Raw genomic sequence first — 15,571 nt, forward strand, 5'->3', positions numbered from 1 at the left:
AAGGGGAAACCCTTCTGCGTTTTTGTTTATTCCGCCGTACACACTGCTTCTGGCTGTTTACGCCCGGACATCAACACCAGCAGCAGGCCGAGTGCGGCAATAATCGCCCCCATCACCGGCACAAAGCTGTAACCTAAACCACCGGAAATCACCGCCCCGCCCGCTGCGGCTCCCAGCGCATTGCCCAGGTTAAACGCACCGATATTCACGGACGATGAGAGTCCCGGCGCCTCATGCGCAACACGCATCACGCGCATCTGCAACGGCGGCACCACGGCAAACGTTGCGGCGCCCCACACCACCATGGCAATGGCGGCGCCCACTTCGTTACGCGCCAGCCACGGGATCGCCACCATGATGACAATCAGCAGCGTTAAGAAGCCTTTCAGCGTCCCACTCACGGAGCGGTCGGCAAATTTCCCGCCGAGATAGTTGCCAATCGAGAACCCGACACCAATCAGCACCAGCATCGCGGTAACAAAGAGTGGCGTTGCGTGGGTAATGTCGTGCAGCACCGGGGAGATATAGGTGTAGAGCGTAAACATTGCCCCCGCCCCCAGCACCGTGGTAAGCAGCGCGGAAAGCACCTGGGGACGCATTAGCACCGCCAGCTCTTTACGTACTTCCGGACGTTCTCCCGCACTTCCTTTCGGCAGCGAGAAAAACAGCGCGACCATCGCCACCACGCCCAGCACCGCGGTGGCGAGGAAAGACATACGCCAGCCGATGGCTTCTCCCAGCCAGGTGGCGGCGGGAACACCGCCGATATTAGCGATGGTGAGGCCCATAAACATGGTGGCTACCGCGCTGGCCTGCTTATGTTTTGGCACCACGCTGGCGGCAACAACCGAGCCCAGCCCGAAGAAGGCGCCATGGTTCAGGCTGGTCAGAATACGGGAAAGCATCAGGGTGGTGTAATCCGGCGAAATCGCGGAAAGCACGTTGCCCAGGGTGAAAATCGCCATCAGGAAAATCAGCGCATTGCGGCGCGCGCGGTGCGAAAGCAGCAGCGTCATCAGCGGCGCGCCTACCATGACGCCGATCGCGTAGGCGCTAATCAACATACCGGCCGCAGGGATAGAGACGTCCATGCCCCGGGCAATAACAGGCAATAACCCCATCGGGGAGAATTCAGTGGTGCCAATCCCAAAGGCGCCAATCGCCAGGGCCAGCAGGGGAAAATTGATTTTCATGAATAAACTCCGGATACCGTGCCGTTACCCGGCACAGAACTAAGAAGTCAAAAGCATGACATCAATCACAAAAAATGAGAAGTTAACATTTTGGCAAAAGATTTTTGCCGGAAAGATAACAATAGCGGCAAGCGAGGGAGAAAATTCTCCCTCCACCTAAATCAGTGCAGCGCAGCGGTTAAACCACCCGCAACAATCAGGGCAAGAACAACAATGGTGGTAAACAGCGAAAACTTCAGATCGGTACTCATCAATTTTTCTCCTTTTATTCACCCTACGAAAAGTGAGCCTGCTCATTTTTACACAGTTCAGGTCAAAAATCTTCCAGGATTTAAGCGGATATCCACTTTACCTCTTCCCCTTTTCATCAAGATAGGACAAAATTCCACGCTAAATTTATTAGCGTACCGGCCACTGACCCCCTCCTGACGTCCTGTGTCGTTTTCCCGGCGTGTCGCAACTCAAGATTGCGTAATAAGGGTGAGAGAAGGCAAACGTTTACCTTCATTTGTTTCAGGAGCTTAGGATATGGTCTGGAGTGACATTTAATGGCAACAATTAAAGACGTAGCAAAACGCGCAAACGTTTCCACTACAACCGTATCACATGTTATTAACAAAACGCGTTTTGTCGCTGAAGAGACGCGCAATGCCGTCTGGGCAGCGATCAAAGAACTGCACTACTCGCCAAGTGCGGTCGCGCGAAGCCTGAAGGTTAATCACACCAAATCGATTGGCCTGCTGGCCACCAGCAGTGAAGCGGCCTACTTTGCTGAAATTATCGAAGCCGTTGAAAAAAACTGCTTCCAGAAGGGCTATACCCTGATTCTGGGTAACGCGTGGAACAACATTGAGAAACAGCGCGCTTATCTGTCGATGATGGCGCAAAAGCGCGTCGACGGCCTGCTGGTGATGTGTTCTGAATACCCAGAGTCGGTCCTTTCTATGCTGGAGGAGTATCGCCACATTCCGATGGTGGTGATGGACTGGGGCGAAGCGCGCGCCGACTTCACCGACTCCGTTATCGATAACGCCTTTGAAGGCGGCTACATGGCGGGGCGTTACCTGGTGGAACGCGGTCACCGTGAAATTGGCGTGATCCCGGGCCCGCTGGAGCGTAACACCGGTGCAGGCCGCCTGGCCGGTTTCATGAAGGCGATGGAAGAGGCGCTGATTACCGTGCCGGAAAACTGGATTGTTCAGGGCGATTTTGAGCCGGAGTCGGGCTATCGCGCCATGCAGCAGATCGTCTCCCAGCCACATCGCCCTACCGCTGTGTTCTGCGGCGGCGATATCATGGCCATGGGCGCCCTCTGTGCGGCGGATGAACTCGGCCTGCGCGTCCCGCAGGATATCTCGGTGATCGGCTATGATAACGTGCGCAACGCCCGCTTCTTTACACCGGCGCTGACTACCATTCACCAGCCGAAAGATTCGCTGGGTGAAACCGCCTTCAATATGCTGTTGGACAGGATCGTCAACAAGCGTGAACAGTCCCAGTCCATTGAAGTGCACCCGCGCCTGATTGAACGCCGTTCCGTTGCGGACGGTCCGTTCCGCGACTACCGTCGTTAATCCTTTTACGGGGCCAGCTACGCTGGTCCCCGTAACCACTCCCGGTTCAGCGTTTCGCTGTCTCCCAGATAATCCAGCAGCCAGGCCATGGCGGGCGATACGTCGTTTTGCTGCCACGTCAGACAGCACGCGGCGTCCGGGAAGGGATTTTCCAGCGTCAGAGCCACCCACTCCCCCGCGTCGATGCGCGGGCGCGCAAAATGCACCGGCACCATGCCAACGCACAGCCCCGCGCTCAGGCAGGTGGCTGACGACTCCCAGTCCGGCGCGACCACGCGGCGCTGATTATCCAGCAGCCAGGTAATACGCTTCGGCAGCGAACGGGACGTATCTTCCAGCACCAGCGAGGGCCAGTTGCGCAAGGTGTCATCGCTCAGCGGCCCTTCCAGCGCCGCCAGCGGATGATCGCGCGCGACCACGCAGGTCCAGCTCAGCATGCCCATGTCGCGAAACGCGTAGCGCCCCCCAACCGGGATCGCCTGGGTTGCGCCAATCGCCATCTCTGCCCTGCCGTCCGCCAGCGCATCCCAGACGCCGTTAAACACCTCCTGTGAAACGCGCAGTTCGACGTCGGAAAAATGACGATAGAAATCGACGATCATCTGCCGGGTACGTTCCGGCTTAACGATGTTATCCACCGCGATGGAGAGATGACCGCGCCAGCCGTTGGCGATCTGCTGGCACTGCTCGCGGGTGATCTGCATTTTTTTGATAACAGACCGCCCCTCCTTCAAAAACCACGCGCCGGCGGGCGTGAGCTCCACGTCGCGATGGCGCCGCTCAAACAGCGGGACCGCCAGCCACGCTTCAAGCTGACGCACCGTATAGCTGATGGCCGAGGGAACGCGATGCAGCTCCTGGGCGGCACCGGTAAAGCTGCCGTTACGCGCCACGGCATCGACCACTTCAAGAGAATAATCTGACCACATCTTTTGCCTGCAAAATTTTTGAATTCACCCGCCAAATATTAGCGTTTCACAAGCCGCTTTGCACCTCCTACACTCTGCGCCAACGTACACCTGCCTCCTCAGGAGAATAAACAGTGCAACCCAGGAAAGGATTTTTAGTCTGGCTCGGCGGCTTAAGCGTGCTGGGCTTTTTGGCGACCGATATGTATCTGCCCGCGTTCGCCGCGATGCAGGAAGATTTGCAAACCCCTGCCGCCGCCATCAGCGCCAGCCTGAGTTTGTTCCTCGCAGGCTTTGCTTTTGCGCAACTGCTCTGGGGGCCGCTCTCAGATCGTTTTGGCCGTAAACCCGTCCTGTTGCTGGGACTGGCAATTTTTGCCGTAGGCTGTCTGGGCATGCTATGGGTCCGCGATGCCGCCTGGCTCCTCGTGCTGCGCTTCATCCAGGCCGTCGGCGTCTGTGCCGCAGCGGTCACCTGGCAGGCGCTGGTAACCGATTATTATCCGGCTTCGCGCACTAACCGCATTTTCGCCACCATTATGCCGCTGGTCGGCCTGTCGCCGGCGCTCGCCCCGCTGCTGGGCAGCTGGATCCTGGCGCATTTCGACTGGCAGGCCATTTTCGCCACGCTGTTTGCCATCACGCTGGTGCTGATGCTGCCCGCGTTCGGGCTCAAGCCTGCGCGTAAAAAAGAGACGCATCAGGACGCGCAGCCAGTAACCTTTACCTCTTTACTGCGGGCAAAAGCCTATCGCGGTAACGTGCTGATTTATGCCGCCTGCTCTGCCAGCTTCTTTGCCTGGCTGACCGGTTCGCCGTTCATTCTGCATGACATGGGCTACAGCCCGGCGGCTATCGGCCTGAGCTACGTTCCACAGACCATCGCCTTCCTGGTGGGTGGCTATGGCTGTCGCGCCGCACTGCAAAAATGGGAAGGCCAACAGATGCTGCCCTGGCTGCTGGTGTTGTATGCGTTAAGCGTGATTGCGACCTGGGCCGTCGGCTTTATTCCCGGTGCCGGGCTTGCAGAAATTTTGATTCCGTTCTGCGTTATGGCGATCGCTAACGGAGCCATTTACCCAATTGTAGTGGCGCAGGCGCTACGTCCTTTCCCGCAGGCGACAGGCCGCGCTGCCGCGCTGCAAAATACCCTGCAACTTGGCCTGTGCTTCCTGGCAAGCCTCGTGGTCTCTGCGCTGATTGCCACCCCGCTGCTCACCACCACCAGCGTAATGCTGGTCACCGTTGCGCTGGCAGGTCTGGGGTATCGCATGCAGTCCTCCGCGCGTCGCGAGCAGAATGACAACGCGCAAACCGAAACGTCTCATGCCTGATTGCGCGGGAAATTATGTTAAAAACCAGTGATTAGGTTGCTAACAATTTTCTGTTGAATCACCCATTTTTGAGGCCTATACTGAATTTGGTTCAATAAATACGATAAATATTAAGCGTTAACGGGAGCCGGAGCGCTCCCGTTTTACCATGGAAGGCATTTCGGCAAGGGTTATCTCCCTTCCTCTGTTCTACGTCGGATATTAGCCTCGCGGGCATTTACCGTGAGATTTCTCACAAACCAAAAAAGCGTCTACGCTGTTTTAAGGTTCTGATCACAGCAAGGTGATGGAGAAGCTATGAGTTCATCGTGTATAGAAGAAGTCAGCGTTCCGGACGATAACTGGTCCCGGATCGTCAGTGAACTGTTGGGACGTGCGGGCATTACGATTAATGGCTCATCGCCCTCCGATCCCCAGATTAAACATCCCGATTTTTTCAAACGCGTTTTACAGGAGGGATCGTTAGGGCTGGGTGAAAGCTATATGGACGGCTGGTGGGAGTGCGAGCGGCTGGATATGTTCTTCTCCAGCGTATTACGCGCCGGTCTGGAAAATCAGCTCCCCCGTCACTTCAAAGATACGCTACGTATCGCCTCCGCCCGCCTGTTCAATCTGCAAAGTAAAAAGCGCGCGTGGATCGTCGGCAAAGAGCATTACGATCTGGGCAACGACCTTTTCAGCCGCATGCTCGATCCGTTAATGCAGTACTCCTGCGGATATTGGAAAAAAGCGACGACCCTGGAAGAGGCGCAGCAGGATAAGCTACAGCTGATCTGCGATAAATTGCAGTTGCAGCCCGGCATGCGCGTGCTGGATATCGGCTGTGGCTGGGGCGGCCTTGCCTGGTTTATGGCGAAGCATTACGGCGTGAGCGTCGTCGGGGTTACGATTTCGGCTGAACAGCAGAAGATGGCGCAGGCGCGTTGCCTGGGGCTGGATGTGGACATCCGACTTCAGGATTACCGCGACCTGAACGAGCAGTTTGACCGCATTGTTTCCGTTGGCATGTTCGAGCACGTCGGGCCCAAGAACTACAGGACCTATTTCGACGTCGCTGACCGGAACCTGAAGCCTGACGGTATTTTCCTGCTACACACCATCGGCTCTAAGCGCACCGACAACAACGTGGATCCCTGGATTAACAAATATATCTTCCCGAATGGCTGTTTACCCTCTGTTCGCCAGATAGCCAACGCCAGCGAACCGCATTTCATTGTGGAAGACTGGCATAATTTTGGCGCAGATTACGACACCACGCTGATGGCGTGGCACGAACGTTTCCAGGCCGCATGGCCTGAAATCGCCGACAACTATTCGGAACGATTCAAACGGATGTTCAGCTATTATCTGAATGCCTGTGCCGGGGCTTTTCGCGCGCGGGATATACAGCTATGGCAGGTGGTGTTTAGTCGCGGGATTGAGCACGGTTTGCGCGTGGCCCGTTAAAAAAATAACCCCGGTTGCCCGGGGTTATTTTTATTCTTCTTCCACGGCCTTTATTATCGCCGCCTCTTTCGCCGCCAGCACGCGCTCAACGGTATCCACGACCGCCTGGGTCTGCGGATCAATTTCGATATTCACCCGCTGCCCCAGTTTTTTTGAACCAAGCGTTGTACGTTGCAACGTTTCTGGAATTAAATGCACGCAAAAACGGGTTGGCGTCACTTCACCTACGGTCAGGCTAATCCCATCGATGCCAATAAATCCTTTATAAAGGATGTATTTCATTAAGGTGGGATCCTGCACCTTAAACCAGATTTGACGGTTATTTTCCGAAGTCACGATTTTCGCCACTTCGGCGGTGGTCATAATATGGCCCGACATCAGGTGCCCGCCAATCTCATCGCTGAATTTCGCCGCCCGCTCAACGTTGACGGTATCCCCCACTTCCAGCTCGCCCAGGTTAGTGATGCGCAGCGTCTCTTTCATTAAATCAAAAGCGATCTGGTTACCGTTAATTTCGGTCACCGTCAGGCAGCAGCCGTTATGCGCTATCGACGCCCCGGTTTCAATGCCGTCGAGCATATATTCAGGCAGCTCGACCACGTGAGTGCGGAAATTCGGTTTTTCATCAATGGACACCACTTTGGCAGTGCCCTGCACAATACCAGTAAACATGCTTACAGCTCCTGTTCATTCCGAACGGCGATGACACCGTATAATCCCACCACAATAACAGTTGAAAAAACAGGTTGCCAGTGATGCGCAATTTCTGGCGATTTTTTCACTAGATAATTAGTTAAACCCCGCTACAATAGCTGGCATCCCTCTGTTTTTTCTTCTTGCTGCCAGTTACGGCGGCCTTTTTAGTCTCTCAAATAACTACAATACAAAGGTGTTCACGTGCAGAAGTATATGATCGAAGCGCGTCAGTTATTAGCACTGGCAATACCGGTGATCGTCGCGCAGGTAGCCCAAACCGCAATGGGATTTGTGGATACGGTAATGGCCGGTGGTTACAGCGCCACCGATATGGCCGCCGTGGCGATCGGAACCTCAATCTGGCTCCCGGCCATTCTGTTTGGTCACGGCCTGCTGCTGGCGCTGACGCCCGTCATCGCACAGCTTAACGGCTCCGGTCGACGTAACCGCGTGGCCCATCAGGTTCGGCAGGGCTTCTGGCTGGCCGGGGGCGTCTCCGTCCTGATTATGATCGTCCTGTGGAACGCCGGGTATATTATCCGCGCCATGCATAATATCGATCCGGCGCTGGCAGATAAGGCGGTCGGTTATCTGCGCGCCCTGCTCTGGGGCGCCCCCGGCTATCTGTTCTTCCAGGTAGCACGTAACCAGTGTGAAGGGCTGGCAAAAACTAAGCCGGGCATGGTGATGGGATTTATCGGTTTGCTGGTGAACATTCCCGTGAACTATATCTTCATTTACGGTCATTTTGGTATGCCGGAGCTCGGTGGCGTGGGCTGCGGCGTTGCGACGGCAGCGGTGTACTGGGTGATGTTCGGAAGCATGCTCACCTACATTAAGCATGCGCGATCCATGCGCGACATTCGCAACGACAACGCCTTTAGCACGCCTGACTGGTCGATGTTGACCCGCCTGACACAGCTGGGTCTGCCCATTGCGCTGGCGCTGTTCTTTGAAGTGACGCTGTTTGCCGTTGTCGCCCTGCTGGTTTCGCCGTTAGGGATTATTGATGTGGCAGGCCACCAAATCGCGCTGAACTTCAGCTCTTTGATGTTTGTTCTGCCGATGTCGCTGGCGGCTGCGGTGACGATTCGCGTGGGCTTCCGTCTGGGGCAAGGTTCTACGCTGGATGCGCAAACGGCTGCTCGCACCGGGCTGGGCGTCGGCGTCTGCATGGCGGTCTGTACCGCCCTCTTTACCGTGCTGTTGCGTGAGCAAATTGCCCTGCTCTATAACGACAACCCGGAGGTAGTGACTCTGGCCTCGCACCTGATGCTGCTGGCGGCCATTTATCAGATCTCTGACTCCATCCAGGTCATTGGCAGCGGCGTGCTGCGTGGGTATAAAGATACGCGTTCCATCTTCTTTATCACCTTTATTGCCTACTGGGTGCTGGGCCTGCCGAGTGGTTACATACTGGCGCTCACCGATCTGGTGGTGGATCGCATGGGGCCAGCCGGATTTTGGATGGGCTTTATCATCGGCTTAACGTCTGCGGCCATTATGATGATGCTGCGCATGCGCTTCCTGCAACGTCAGCCCTCTACGGTTATTTTGCAGCGCGCTGCACGTTAATGACCCTGTAGCCGCCGGCTGGCGGCTACTTTCTCTTCACTTTGCGCGGTAATGAAGCAATCGCGTGAAATCAGAGAGAAAAATGCATTTTCCCTCTTGCCACCTTGGTGCTGTGCCGCTAATATTCGTCCCCGTTGTCACCGACAACACAATGCGTTCATAGCTCAGTTGGTTAGAGCACCACCTTGACATGGTGGGGGTCGTTGGTTCGAGTCCAATTGAACGCACCATTCTGCGTCCGTAGCTCAGTTGGTTAGAGCACCACCTTGACATGGTGGGGGTCGGTGGTTCGAGTCCACTCGGACGCACCATTTCAGTCCTGAAATGGTGCAAAAATCCTCTTCTGAACGCCTTAATTTTTCCCTTCATTGAATGACTTAACCTTTCTCCTGCTACGCTTATTCTATGGTTCAGAAACGCAGGAACGCTTTCGATGAAAAAAATTGCCATTATCGGCTCAGGCCCAACAGGGATTTACACCTTCTACTCACTTCTTACCAACGCAGCGCCCCTTTCGATCACCGTGTTTGAGAAAGCAGATCAGCCCGGCGTCGGTATGCCTTACAGCGATGAAGATAACTCCCGACTGATGCTGGCGAACATCGCCAGTATCGAAATCCCGCCCATTTTTATCACCTATCTCGACTGGCTTAAGCAGCAAAATGCAGCCCATCTTGCCCGCTATAGCGTCGACAAAGACAAACTGCACGACCGGCAGTTTCTGCCCCGTATTCTGCTGGGTGAATATTTCCAGGACCGTTTTCTTGCCGTCGTTGCCGAGGCGAAAAAGGCAGGATTTCAGGTCGAGGTTCATCCCAACGCAGAAGTAACGGATATCAAAGCTGATGCAGACGGCGTTGCCCTGTCAGTGAACGATGCGCCATTCTCCAGAAGATTCGATCTTGCCGTGGTCGCCACCGGGCACGTCTGGCCTGATGAAGATGAAGCCACCCGCGCCTGGTACCCGAGCCCATGGTCGGGGTTGATGGACGCGGAGATCCGAGCCTGCGAGGTGGGGATCATGGGGACTTCCCTCAGCGGGCTGGACGCCGCGATGGCGGTTGTGATGCAGCACGGTCGGTTTACCGGCGATCAGTTCGTTGTCAATAAAGGCAGCGAGGGGTTAAAAATCACGCTGATGTCCCGCACGGGCGTTCTGCCGGAAGCCGACTTTTACTGCCCTATACCTTATGAACCGCTGTCGGTGTTAGCGGCGTCTGTGGCGGAAAACGAAATCGCTAAAGGCCCGGACGGGCTGCTTGACCGCATTTTTGCGCTGATGGTGAAAGAGCTTGAGCTGGCAGATCCGCAGTGGTGCCAGGCGATATCGCTCAGCACGCTGAATGCCGACACCCTTCGCGAGGTCTGGTTTGAGGACCGTAAAAATCATGGTCCTTTCACCTGGGCCGAAGCGAATCTGAAAGAAGTGGAGCGCAACAAGCGCGACAAACGCACCGTTGCCTGGCGCTATACCGTGCTTCGTCTGCATGAGGTGGTTCAGGCGATTGTTCCTTCACTTAACGAACAGGACAGAGAGCGATTTAAGTCGGGGCTTGAGCGCGTATTTATCGATAACTATGCCGCCATTCCACCGCAGTCTATCCGCCGGTTACTGGCGCTACGAGAGGCAGGGATCATCAGCGTGGTCGCCCTCGGTGATGATTACGACCTGGATATCGGCAGCGATCAAACCGTCATCACCACGCAAGAAAAGAGTTATCGCTTCGATGTCTTTATAGATGCGCGCGGGCAAAAACCGCTCAAAAATAAGGATATTCCCTTCCCGACGCTGCGCAGGCAGCTTGAGGAAACGGGCGATGAGATACCGGACGTGGGGGAAGACTACACGTTGCTGTCACCCGCGTCTCTGCGCGGACGTATCGCGTTTGGGGCGATCCCCTGGCTGATGCACGACCATCCGTTTGTTCAGGGTTTGTCAGAGTGCGCTGAAATTGGTAAGGCGATGGCGAAAGCGGCGGGAAATCCTGCGTCGGGCGTGCGGCGGAAAATACCTTTCATGGAGTTTTAACCGGGCTTCCCTGCCCTACGATGTCGGATTACTCGAAGAAGACTTCCGGGTTTTCCGACAGCGATACAAAGCTTTTGGTGTTCTTATCCAGGGCAAGGATTTTGCCGCTTTCAATATCATACACCCAGCCGTGCAGGCGAATGGCGTTGTTGCGCAGGCCTACCGCCACCGACGGATGGGTCTTGATGTTGCTCAGCTGCGCAAAGACGTTCTCCTGCACCATCGCATTCACTTTATCGATTGGCGTATCCCAGGTTTTCTTCTCCACCACCGCTTTAGCCGCATCAGAATAGCGCAGCCAGTGGGAAACGGCCGGCATGGGTTCCAGATCCGCATTGTCGGCAATCGCCTTCATCGCGCCGCAGTTTGAGTGACCGCAGATTACGATATCGGTCACGCCGAGGGCCACCACCGCGTATTCGATGGTCGCAGAGACGCCGCCAGGCTCCGGCCCGAACGGTGGCACAATGTTGCCAGCGTTTCGAATGACAAAGAGCTGTCCTGGCTCCTGTTGCGTAACCAGTTCCGGAACCAGACGGCTGTCGGAGCAGGAGATGAACAGCGCTTTGGGATTCTGACTGGACGCTAAACTACGAAAAAGCTCTTTACGTTGCGGGAAAATCTCTTTTTGAAAGCTGAGAAAACCTTCAATGATATGTTGCATAGCCATTTCTCTTTTATCTGTTTTAGTTTAGGTATGATCGCGATCACACTCGTAAAATTTAACCACCGTGCCTTAGCGGAGACAAGCAATATATTTCTGGCCCGACCGCTGCACGATCTCATCCGCGTTTGTCAGGATGTTCTGCCCTTCAAAGGCCCCGTACAGGCGCTGGTACTTTTTCCCCGCCAGTCGACCGGTCACCGACTCGACGGTGCGGGCAGGCAGCGGGAGCATATTCGGATAACTCCACATAAACGACACGGCGTCTTTACCCGGGGTGACCTGCAAAATATCACCGGCCAGCAGTACGCCGTCGCCTGACTGCCAGTGCAGCACCGTGCCGCCTGCGAAATGCCCGCCCAGTCGCAGCAGCGTTACCGACGGCATAATTTCCAGAGTGTCCTCCTCCCATAAGCGTATCGCCGGACTGTCACGCATTATCCACTGCCGATCGCTGGCGTGCAGGTAGATCGGCGCGTTAAACGCCTCGGCCCACTCCTGCATAGTGGTGTAGTAATGAGGATGCGAAATCGCAATCGCGCCGATCCCGCCGAGCGCGTCAATTAACGCTCTGGTGGCCGGGTCAAGGTTCGCGATGCAGTCCCACAGAATATTGCCCTGCGGTGTGCGCAGCAGGATGGCGCGCTGGTTAATGGCAAAAGAGGGCACGGTTTTGATGCTGAACAGCTGCGGCTCCAGCTGTTGCCATTTGTTGGTATGCGTGGCCGTAAGACTATCGAAATCCGTCCACGCCTGGCCCGTCACCGGAACATACTGGCGTTCATCGTCGCAAATCGGGCAGCGTTTGGGGTGTTCATCGTAAGCGGTACCACAGGTTTTACACAGCGTAATCATCAGCGTTCCTCAGCAATAAAGCACTGAGTATGACAGGGATTATCCATATGTGCTGCGGGGTGCATCGCCCGCTTTTTTTGACTTATACTGTGCCAGTATCAAAAACTGAATAACGCAGGTAGCACATGGAAATTGATCTCGATAACTTAGTCTTTAACGGGCTGGATGAAGCAGAAGAGCGCAACGCGGAACGTCTCGACGACGCGGATAAAAAAGCCCAGGCGATTGTCGCCGATGACGACTGCGGCGATGCCTGCAAGATCTGACGAGAAAGCACCGGAAGCCCCGGTGCTTTTTTTATGCATGCGGTTTTCACGCGCTATCAGTTCTCCGGCGTTTTGCTAAACCCGGTGAGCATCAGGATCAGACTTTGCGGAGATGATGCCGTCTCAAACTGATAGTGGTTTCCCTGACGATCGCCGCCGATATACCACGAAATTTCAGTTTTCCCTTCTGCCAGCGCCTTGCGTACCGCTTTATCGACATCCACCATCCGGTATTCGCGGGCGTGGTTCAGGTACAGGACCGCATCCGACCGGTAGTTGCAGGACGGTCGCGCGTGCCAGTTCACGCTGGCCGGATCCCAGTCGTTACTCGCCGGATAAAAAAAGATTTGATCCGCGCCGTTGGTTTCCACTTTCCCGCCATAGATACGCACCCGGTACTTAAACTGGGCAGGATCCTGTCCGGCAGGCAGCGGAGGAATGTTGAACTTCACCAGCGACAAGGTTTCGCTGTTTTTTGTCCTTCCGCCGTTCTGCCAGTTATCCTGCACCAGTAAGGCCTGAGGCTCGGGCTGAGACAGTGTGGGTTCCATGCTGCTTAGCCAGACGCTGGCCTTCGCTTTTGAATATCCGTACGGGACGGTGGTGCCGCAATCCAGACCGCGGTTCATACACAGGTCGGTCATAAAGCGCGCGGCATCTTCCGTCCAGCCGTTCATAAAGTCGGCATGCGCCGTATAGAGGCTTCCCCACTGCTCCTCGCGCTCATTGCCGTGCATGATGGGGTCGAGTGAAAGCTGCGCTTTGCTGGTGTCCAGAGCGCTAATCGTCGGGAGGACATACGCGATATTCATGTTCACCGTCGGGATCTTAATCGGGAAGGCGGACGGACACTGCCCTTTCGTGTCATAGGTGGCGTTAACCAGACCGTGGGCAGGCTTCAGGTGTACCCCATCCCAGCAGTTGGGGAACTGAATGCCGATATTAAACTGCACGGCATCCTTCGCCTTGCGTAAGCCGCAGACTTCACCCGTTTTGCTGGTGTAGCCCTTGCCGTTGGCGCATAAAAAGGTGATATGGGGATTGGGCGCGGTGCCGTGATGATCGCCGGCCAGCAGCGACAGCCCCGCCGGGAACGGGTGTAGCGGCCAGGCGTCAACGTTCGATGCCTGATAATAGGTTTTTTGGTAGGCGGGTTTCACCACCGTTCCGTCCGGCAACCTCAGCGAGGGCGCCCAGTAGGCCGAGCTGTCTGCTTTATTATCGCAGGTCGTCTTTTCTTGCGTACGCAGCGATTCGCGGCTGGAGTAAGCGTCCGTTTGCACGTTACCAAAAAAATCGTGCAGCATGGCCTCGTTGGGCATGCCGTACATCATAATGGCATCATCGCCAAGGGTATGGGAATAACCGCAAACCACGTGCGCCTGTGGCGCAGCGTGCGCCGCCTGCATGGCAAGCAGTAGCGCGGTGGCAGAAAGTGTGGGGGTTAATACTGTCCGTTTCATTATTATCTCCATCTGAGAAAGAAGATAGTGGTAACAAAACGGCTATCAATTACCGAGGATTTACCTGCGTACTTTTCCGCTCATCCCCGCTTTACAGCAGGCAGGCACAGCTCATTCCAGTACATTTCGCGCGTCCGGCGCAGTTCAGCGTGTCGTTTTAACATAGAACCACTCCGGATCAATGTTGGCTACGTCCACGCCGTACAGACTGGCGACAGGCAGTATTGACTCAAGGACACGTTGCGCGCTGTTCTCCGCATTCGCTGGTTGGGTGGCAAAAAACCGCCGTAACGTGCCGAACCATTTTTTCATCGTCATTACTCCTCTCGCTTAACCTGAACTCAGTTAAACACGCCTTCATCACGAAGAGGAAATAACAATAATGACTGTTGATATGCAGGAGTTGAGAAACTCCCAAGGCGCCGGCGCGCTAGCCGGCCAGCGCTTTAACGACCGTTTCCATCGCTTTGGTGGTCAACTCGCTGCGCTTAACGCGCTGGTTCGCCAGCGCGGTACGCAGTACGCCCGCAATGACAATATGTTTCGGCTCCTGCCCTAAATCGCGCATTTCGAGAACGACCTTGCCTACCACCCGACACATCTCCTGGTACAGCGCTTCGTCTTTGGTCACATTGCCCATTGCCATCACTCCGATGCCTTAAACCGTCAGCTTAAAGCATTCGTCGGCTGGATACAAAAAAGAAGCCCGGCGTATTGTTCGCCGGGCTTCGTCTGAAAAATCAGGCGATTAGTTGTTTACCGGGATGACCGCACCTTTGTATTTGGTACGGATCCAGTCCTGGATCTCTTTGGAATGCAGCACGTTCACCAGCGCAACGATATCTTTCTTCTTCTCGTCACCGCGATGGACGGTAATGATGTTGGCGTACGGGTTATTCTCGCCGCTTTCAACCGCAATCGGATCGTGCACCGGATCCAGGCCCGCATCGATGGCATAGTTAGCGTTGATCACCACCGCGGCACCTTCGTCGTTGTTGTACATCTGCGGCAGCAGGGACGCTTCCACATTCGGGGTAAATTCCAGCTTTTTCGGGTTTTCCACGATATCGCTGATGCGCGCGGTCACTTTATCGATGCCAGGCTTCAGCTTGATTACCCCCTCCTTTTCGAAGATGGAGAGAATACGTCCTTCCTCGGAAACCGCATCACGCATGATGATTTTGCCGCCTTCCGGCAAATCCTTCAGCGATTTGTATTTTTTCGAATAGATACCGATCGGCTCAATGTGGATAGCGCCCGCACTGACAAAATCATAATCCTTATCGCCCGCGTGATCTTTCAGCACGCTGTTCAGATAAGGGATGTGCTGGAAGTAGTTGGCGTCGATGTCACGCCCCGCCAGCGCGGTGTTGGGCAGAATGTAGTCCTGGAACGGCTTAATCTCCAGATCAATACCCTGCTTTGCCAGAATCGGCTTAGCCTGCTCCAGAATTTCCGCATGCGGCGTGTTGGACGCCCCCACGGTCAGCGTATCTGCCCAGGCGGCAAAGCTCAGGGCGCTCAGGGTGGCTGCGGCGATCAGTGTCAGTGTCTTTTTCATGATGTGG

At 55.3% G+C, this 15,571-nt stretch carries 16 protein-coding genes and 2 tRNA genes; 8 read left to right on the top strand and 10 right to left on the bottom strand.

Annotated elements, in window-relative coordinates; translation table 11 throughout:
• Positions 1–26 precede the first annotated feature (26 nt).
• Together A3466_RS00360 and A3466_RS22945 are read right to left on the bottom strand one after the other, a co-directional pair.
• Complete coding sequence (locus A3466_RS00360) at positions 27–1,193, bottom strand: MFS transporter (RefSeq protein ID WP_063448932.1); 1,167 nt, start codon at positions 1,191–1,193, stop codon at positions 27–29.
• Positions 1,194–1,354: 161 nt separating this feature from the next.
• Positions 1,355–1,444: a YnhF family membrane protein gene (locus tag A3466_RS22945; protein ID WP_003857632.1), complete on the bottom strand. Its 90-nt coding sequence runs from the start codon at positions 1,442–1,444 to the stop codon at positions 1,355–1,357.
• A gap of 297 nt (positions 1,445–1,741) precedes the next feature.
• Here A3466_RS22945 and purR point away from each other — a divergent pair, with 297 nt between their 5' ends.
• A complete protein-coding gene (gene purR, locus A3466_RS00370; protein ID WP_003857634.1) occupies positions 1,742–2,767 on the top strand; it encodes an HTH-type transcriptional repressor PurR in 1,026 nt (341 codons plus the stop codon).
• A gap of 17 nt (positions 2,768–2,784) precedes the next feature.
• On the opposite strand, the gene punR is transcribed toward purR, so the two are convergent.
• Positions 2,785–3,696: a DNA-binding transcriptional activator PunR gene (gene punR, locus A3466_RS00375; RefSeq protein ID WP_047353996.1), complete on the bottom strand. Its 912-nt coding sequence runs from the start codon at positions 3,694–3,696 to the stop codon at positions 2,785–2,787.
• A gap of 113 nt (positions 3,697–3,809) precedes the next feature.
• On the opposite strand from punR, the gene punC reads away from it, so the two are divergent.
• Positions 3,810–5,009, top strand: coding sequence for a purine nucleoside transporter PunC (gene punC, locus A3466_RS00380; RefSeq protein WP_063448933.1), 1,200 nt, complete (start codon positions 3,810–3,812; stop codon positions 5,007–5,009).
• 297 nt (positions 5,010–5,306) lie between these two features.
• Positions 5,307–6,455 carry a cyclopropane fatty acyl phospholipid synthase gene (gene cfa / locus A3466_RS00385; RefSeq protein WP_063448934.1) on the top strand — a complete coding sequence of 383 codons (1,149 nt, stop codon included), beginning with the start codon at positions 5,307–5,309 and terminating at the stop codon, positions 6,453–6,455.
• Positions 6,456–6,485: 30 nt separating this feature from the next.
• Here the strand turns inward: cfa and A3466_RS00390 are convergent, their stop codons facing one another.
• Positions 6,486–7,127, bottom strand: coding sequence for a riboflavin synthase (locus A3466_RS00390; protein WP_063448935.1), 642 nt, complete (start codon positions 7,125–7,127; stop codon positions 6,486–6,488).
• A 225-nt stretch (positions 7,128–7,352) separates the two neighbouring features.
• On the opposite strand from A3466_RS00390, the gene mdtK reads away from it, so the two are divergent.
• The 4 genes from mdtK (at position 7,353) to A3466_RS00410 (ending at position 10,755) form a co-directional block, all read left to right on the top strand.
• Positions 7,353–8,726, top strand: coding sequence for an MdtK family multidrug efflux MATE transporter (gene mdtK, locus A3466_RS00395; protein WP_063448936.1), 1,374 nt, complete (start codon positions 7,353–7,355; stop codon positions 8,724–8,726).
• 153 nt (positions 8,727–8,879) lie between these two features.
• A tRNA-Val gene (locus A3466_RS00400) sits at positions 8,880–8,956 on the top strand.
• A 4-nt stretch (positions 8,957–8,960) separates the two neighbouring features.
• Positions 8,961–9,037, top strand: a tRNA-Val gene (locus A3466_RS00405).
• A 122-nt stretch (positions 9,038–9,159) separates the two neighbouring features.
• Entirely contained in the window at positions 9,160–10,755 is a 1,596-nt protein-coding gene (locus A3466_RS00410) for an FAD-NAD(P)-binding protein (RefSeq protein WP_063448937.1), read from the top strand.
• A gap of 28 nt (positions 10,756–10,783) precedes the next feature.
• Here the strand turns inward: A3466_RS00410 and A3466_RS00415 are convergent, their stop codons facing one another.
• Positions 10,784–11,419 (bottom strand): carbonic anhydrase, encoded by a 636-nt coding sequence (locus A3466_RS00415; protein WP_063448938.1) that lies wholly within the window; start codon positions 11,417–11,419, stop codon positions 10,784–10,786.
• Between the two features lie 72 nt (positions 11,420–11,491).
• Positions 11,492–12,274 carry a hypothetical protein gene (locus tag A3466_RS00420; protein WP_063448939.1) on the bottom strand — a complete coding sequence of 261 codons (783 nt, stop codon included), beginning with the start codon at positions 12,272–12,274 and terminating at the stop codon, positions 11,492–11,494.
• Between the two features lie 125 nt (positions 12,275–12,399).
• On the opposite strand from A3466_RS00420, the gene A3466_RS22950 reads away from it, so the two are divergent.
• Complete coding sequence (locus A3466_RS22950; RefSeq protein WP_003857665.1) at positions 12,400–12,540, top strand: hypothetical protein; 141 nt, start codon at positions 12,400–12,402, stop codon at positions 12,538–12,540.
• Positions 12,541–12,596: 56 nt separating this feature from the next.
• Here the strand turns inward: A3466_RS22950 and A3466_RS00430 are convergent, their stop codons facing one another.
• The 4 genes from A3466_RS00430 to A3466_RS00445 all read right to left on the bottom strand — a co-directional run bounded on the left by A3466_RS00430 (position 12,597) and on the right by A3466_RS00445 (position 15,564).
• Positions 12,597–14,003: a DUF1996 domain-containing protein gene (locus tag A3466_RS00430; protein WP_063448940.1), complete on the bottom strand. Its 1,407-nt coding sequence runs from the start codon at positions 14,001–14,003 to the stop codon at positions 12,597–12,599.
• Positions 14,004–14,147: 144 nt separating this feature from the next.
• Entirely contained in the window at positions 14,148–14,315 is a 168-nt protein-coding gene (locus tag A3466_RS23390) for a hypothetical protein (protein WP_063448941.1), read from the bottom strand.
• Positions 14,316–14,433: 118 nt separating this feature from the next.
• Positions 14,434–14,643, bottom strand: a complete 210-nt coding sequence (fumD, locus tag A3466_RS00440; RefSeq protein WP_003857676.1) for a fumarate hydratase FumD — start codon at positions 14,641–14,643, stop codon at positions 14,434–14,436.
• 108 nt (positions 14,644–14,751) lie between these two features.
• Complete coding sequence (locus A3466_RS00445) at positions 14,752–15,564, bottom strand: MetQ/NlpA family ABC transporter substrate-binding protein (RefSeq protein WP_063448942.1); 813 nt, start codon at positions 15,562–15,564, stop codon at positions 14,752–14,754.
• Between the last annotated feature and the right edge of the window lie 7 nt (positions 15,565–15,571).

It is taken from the genome of Enterobacter genomosp. S, assembly GCF_001631805.1.
Lineage (GTDB): Bacteria > Pseudomonadota > Gammaproteobacteria > Enterobacterales > Enterobacteriaceae > Enterobacter > Enterobacter quasihormaechei.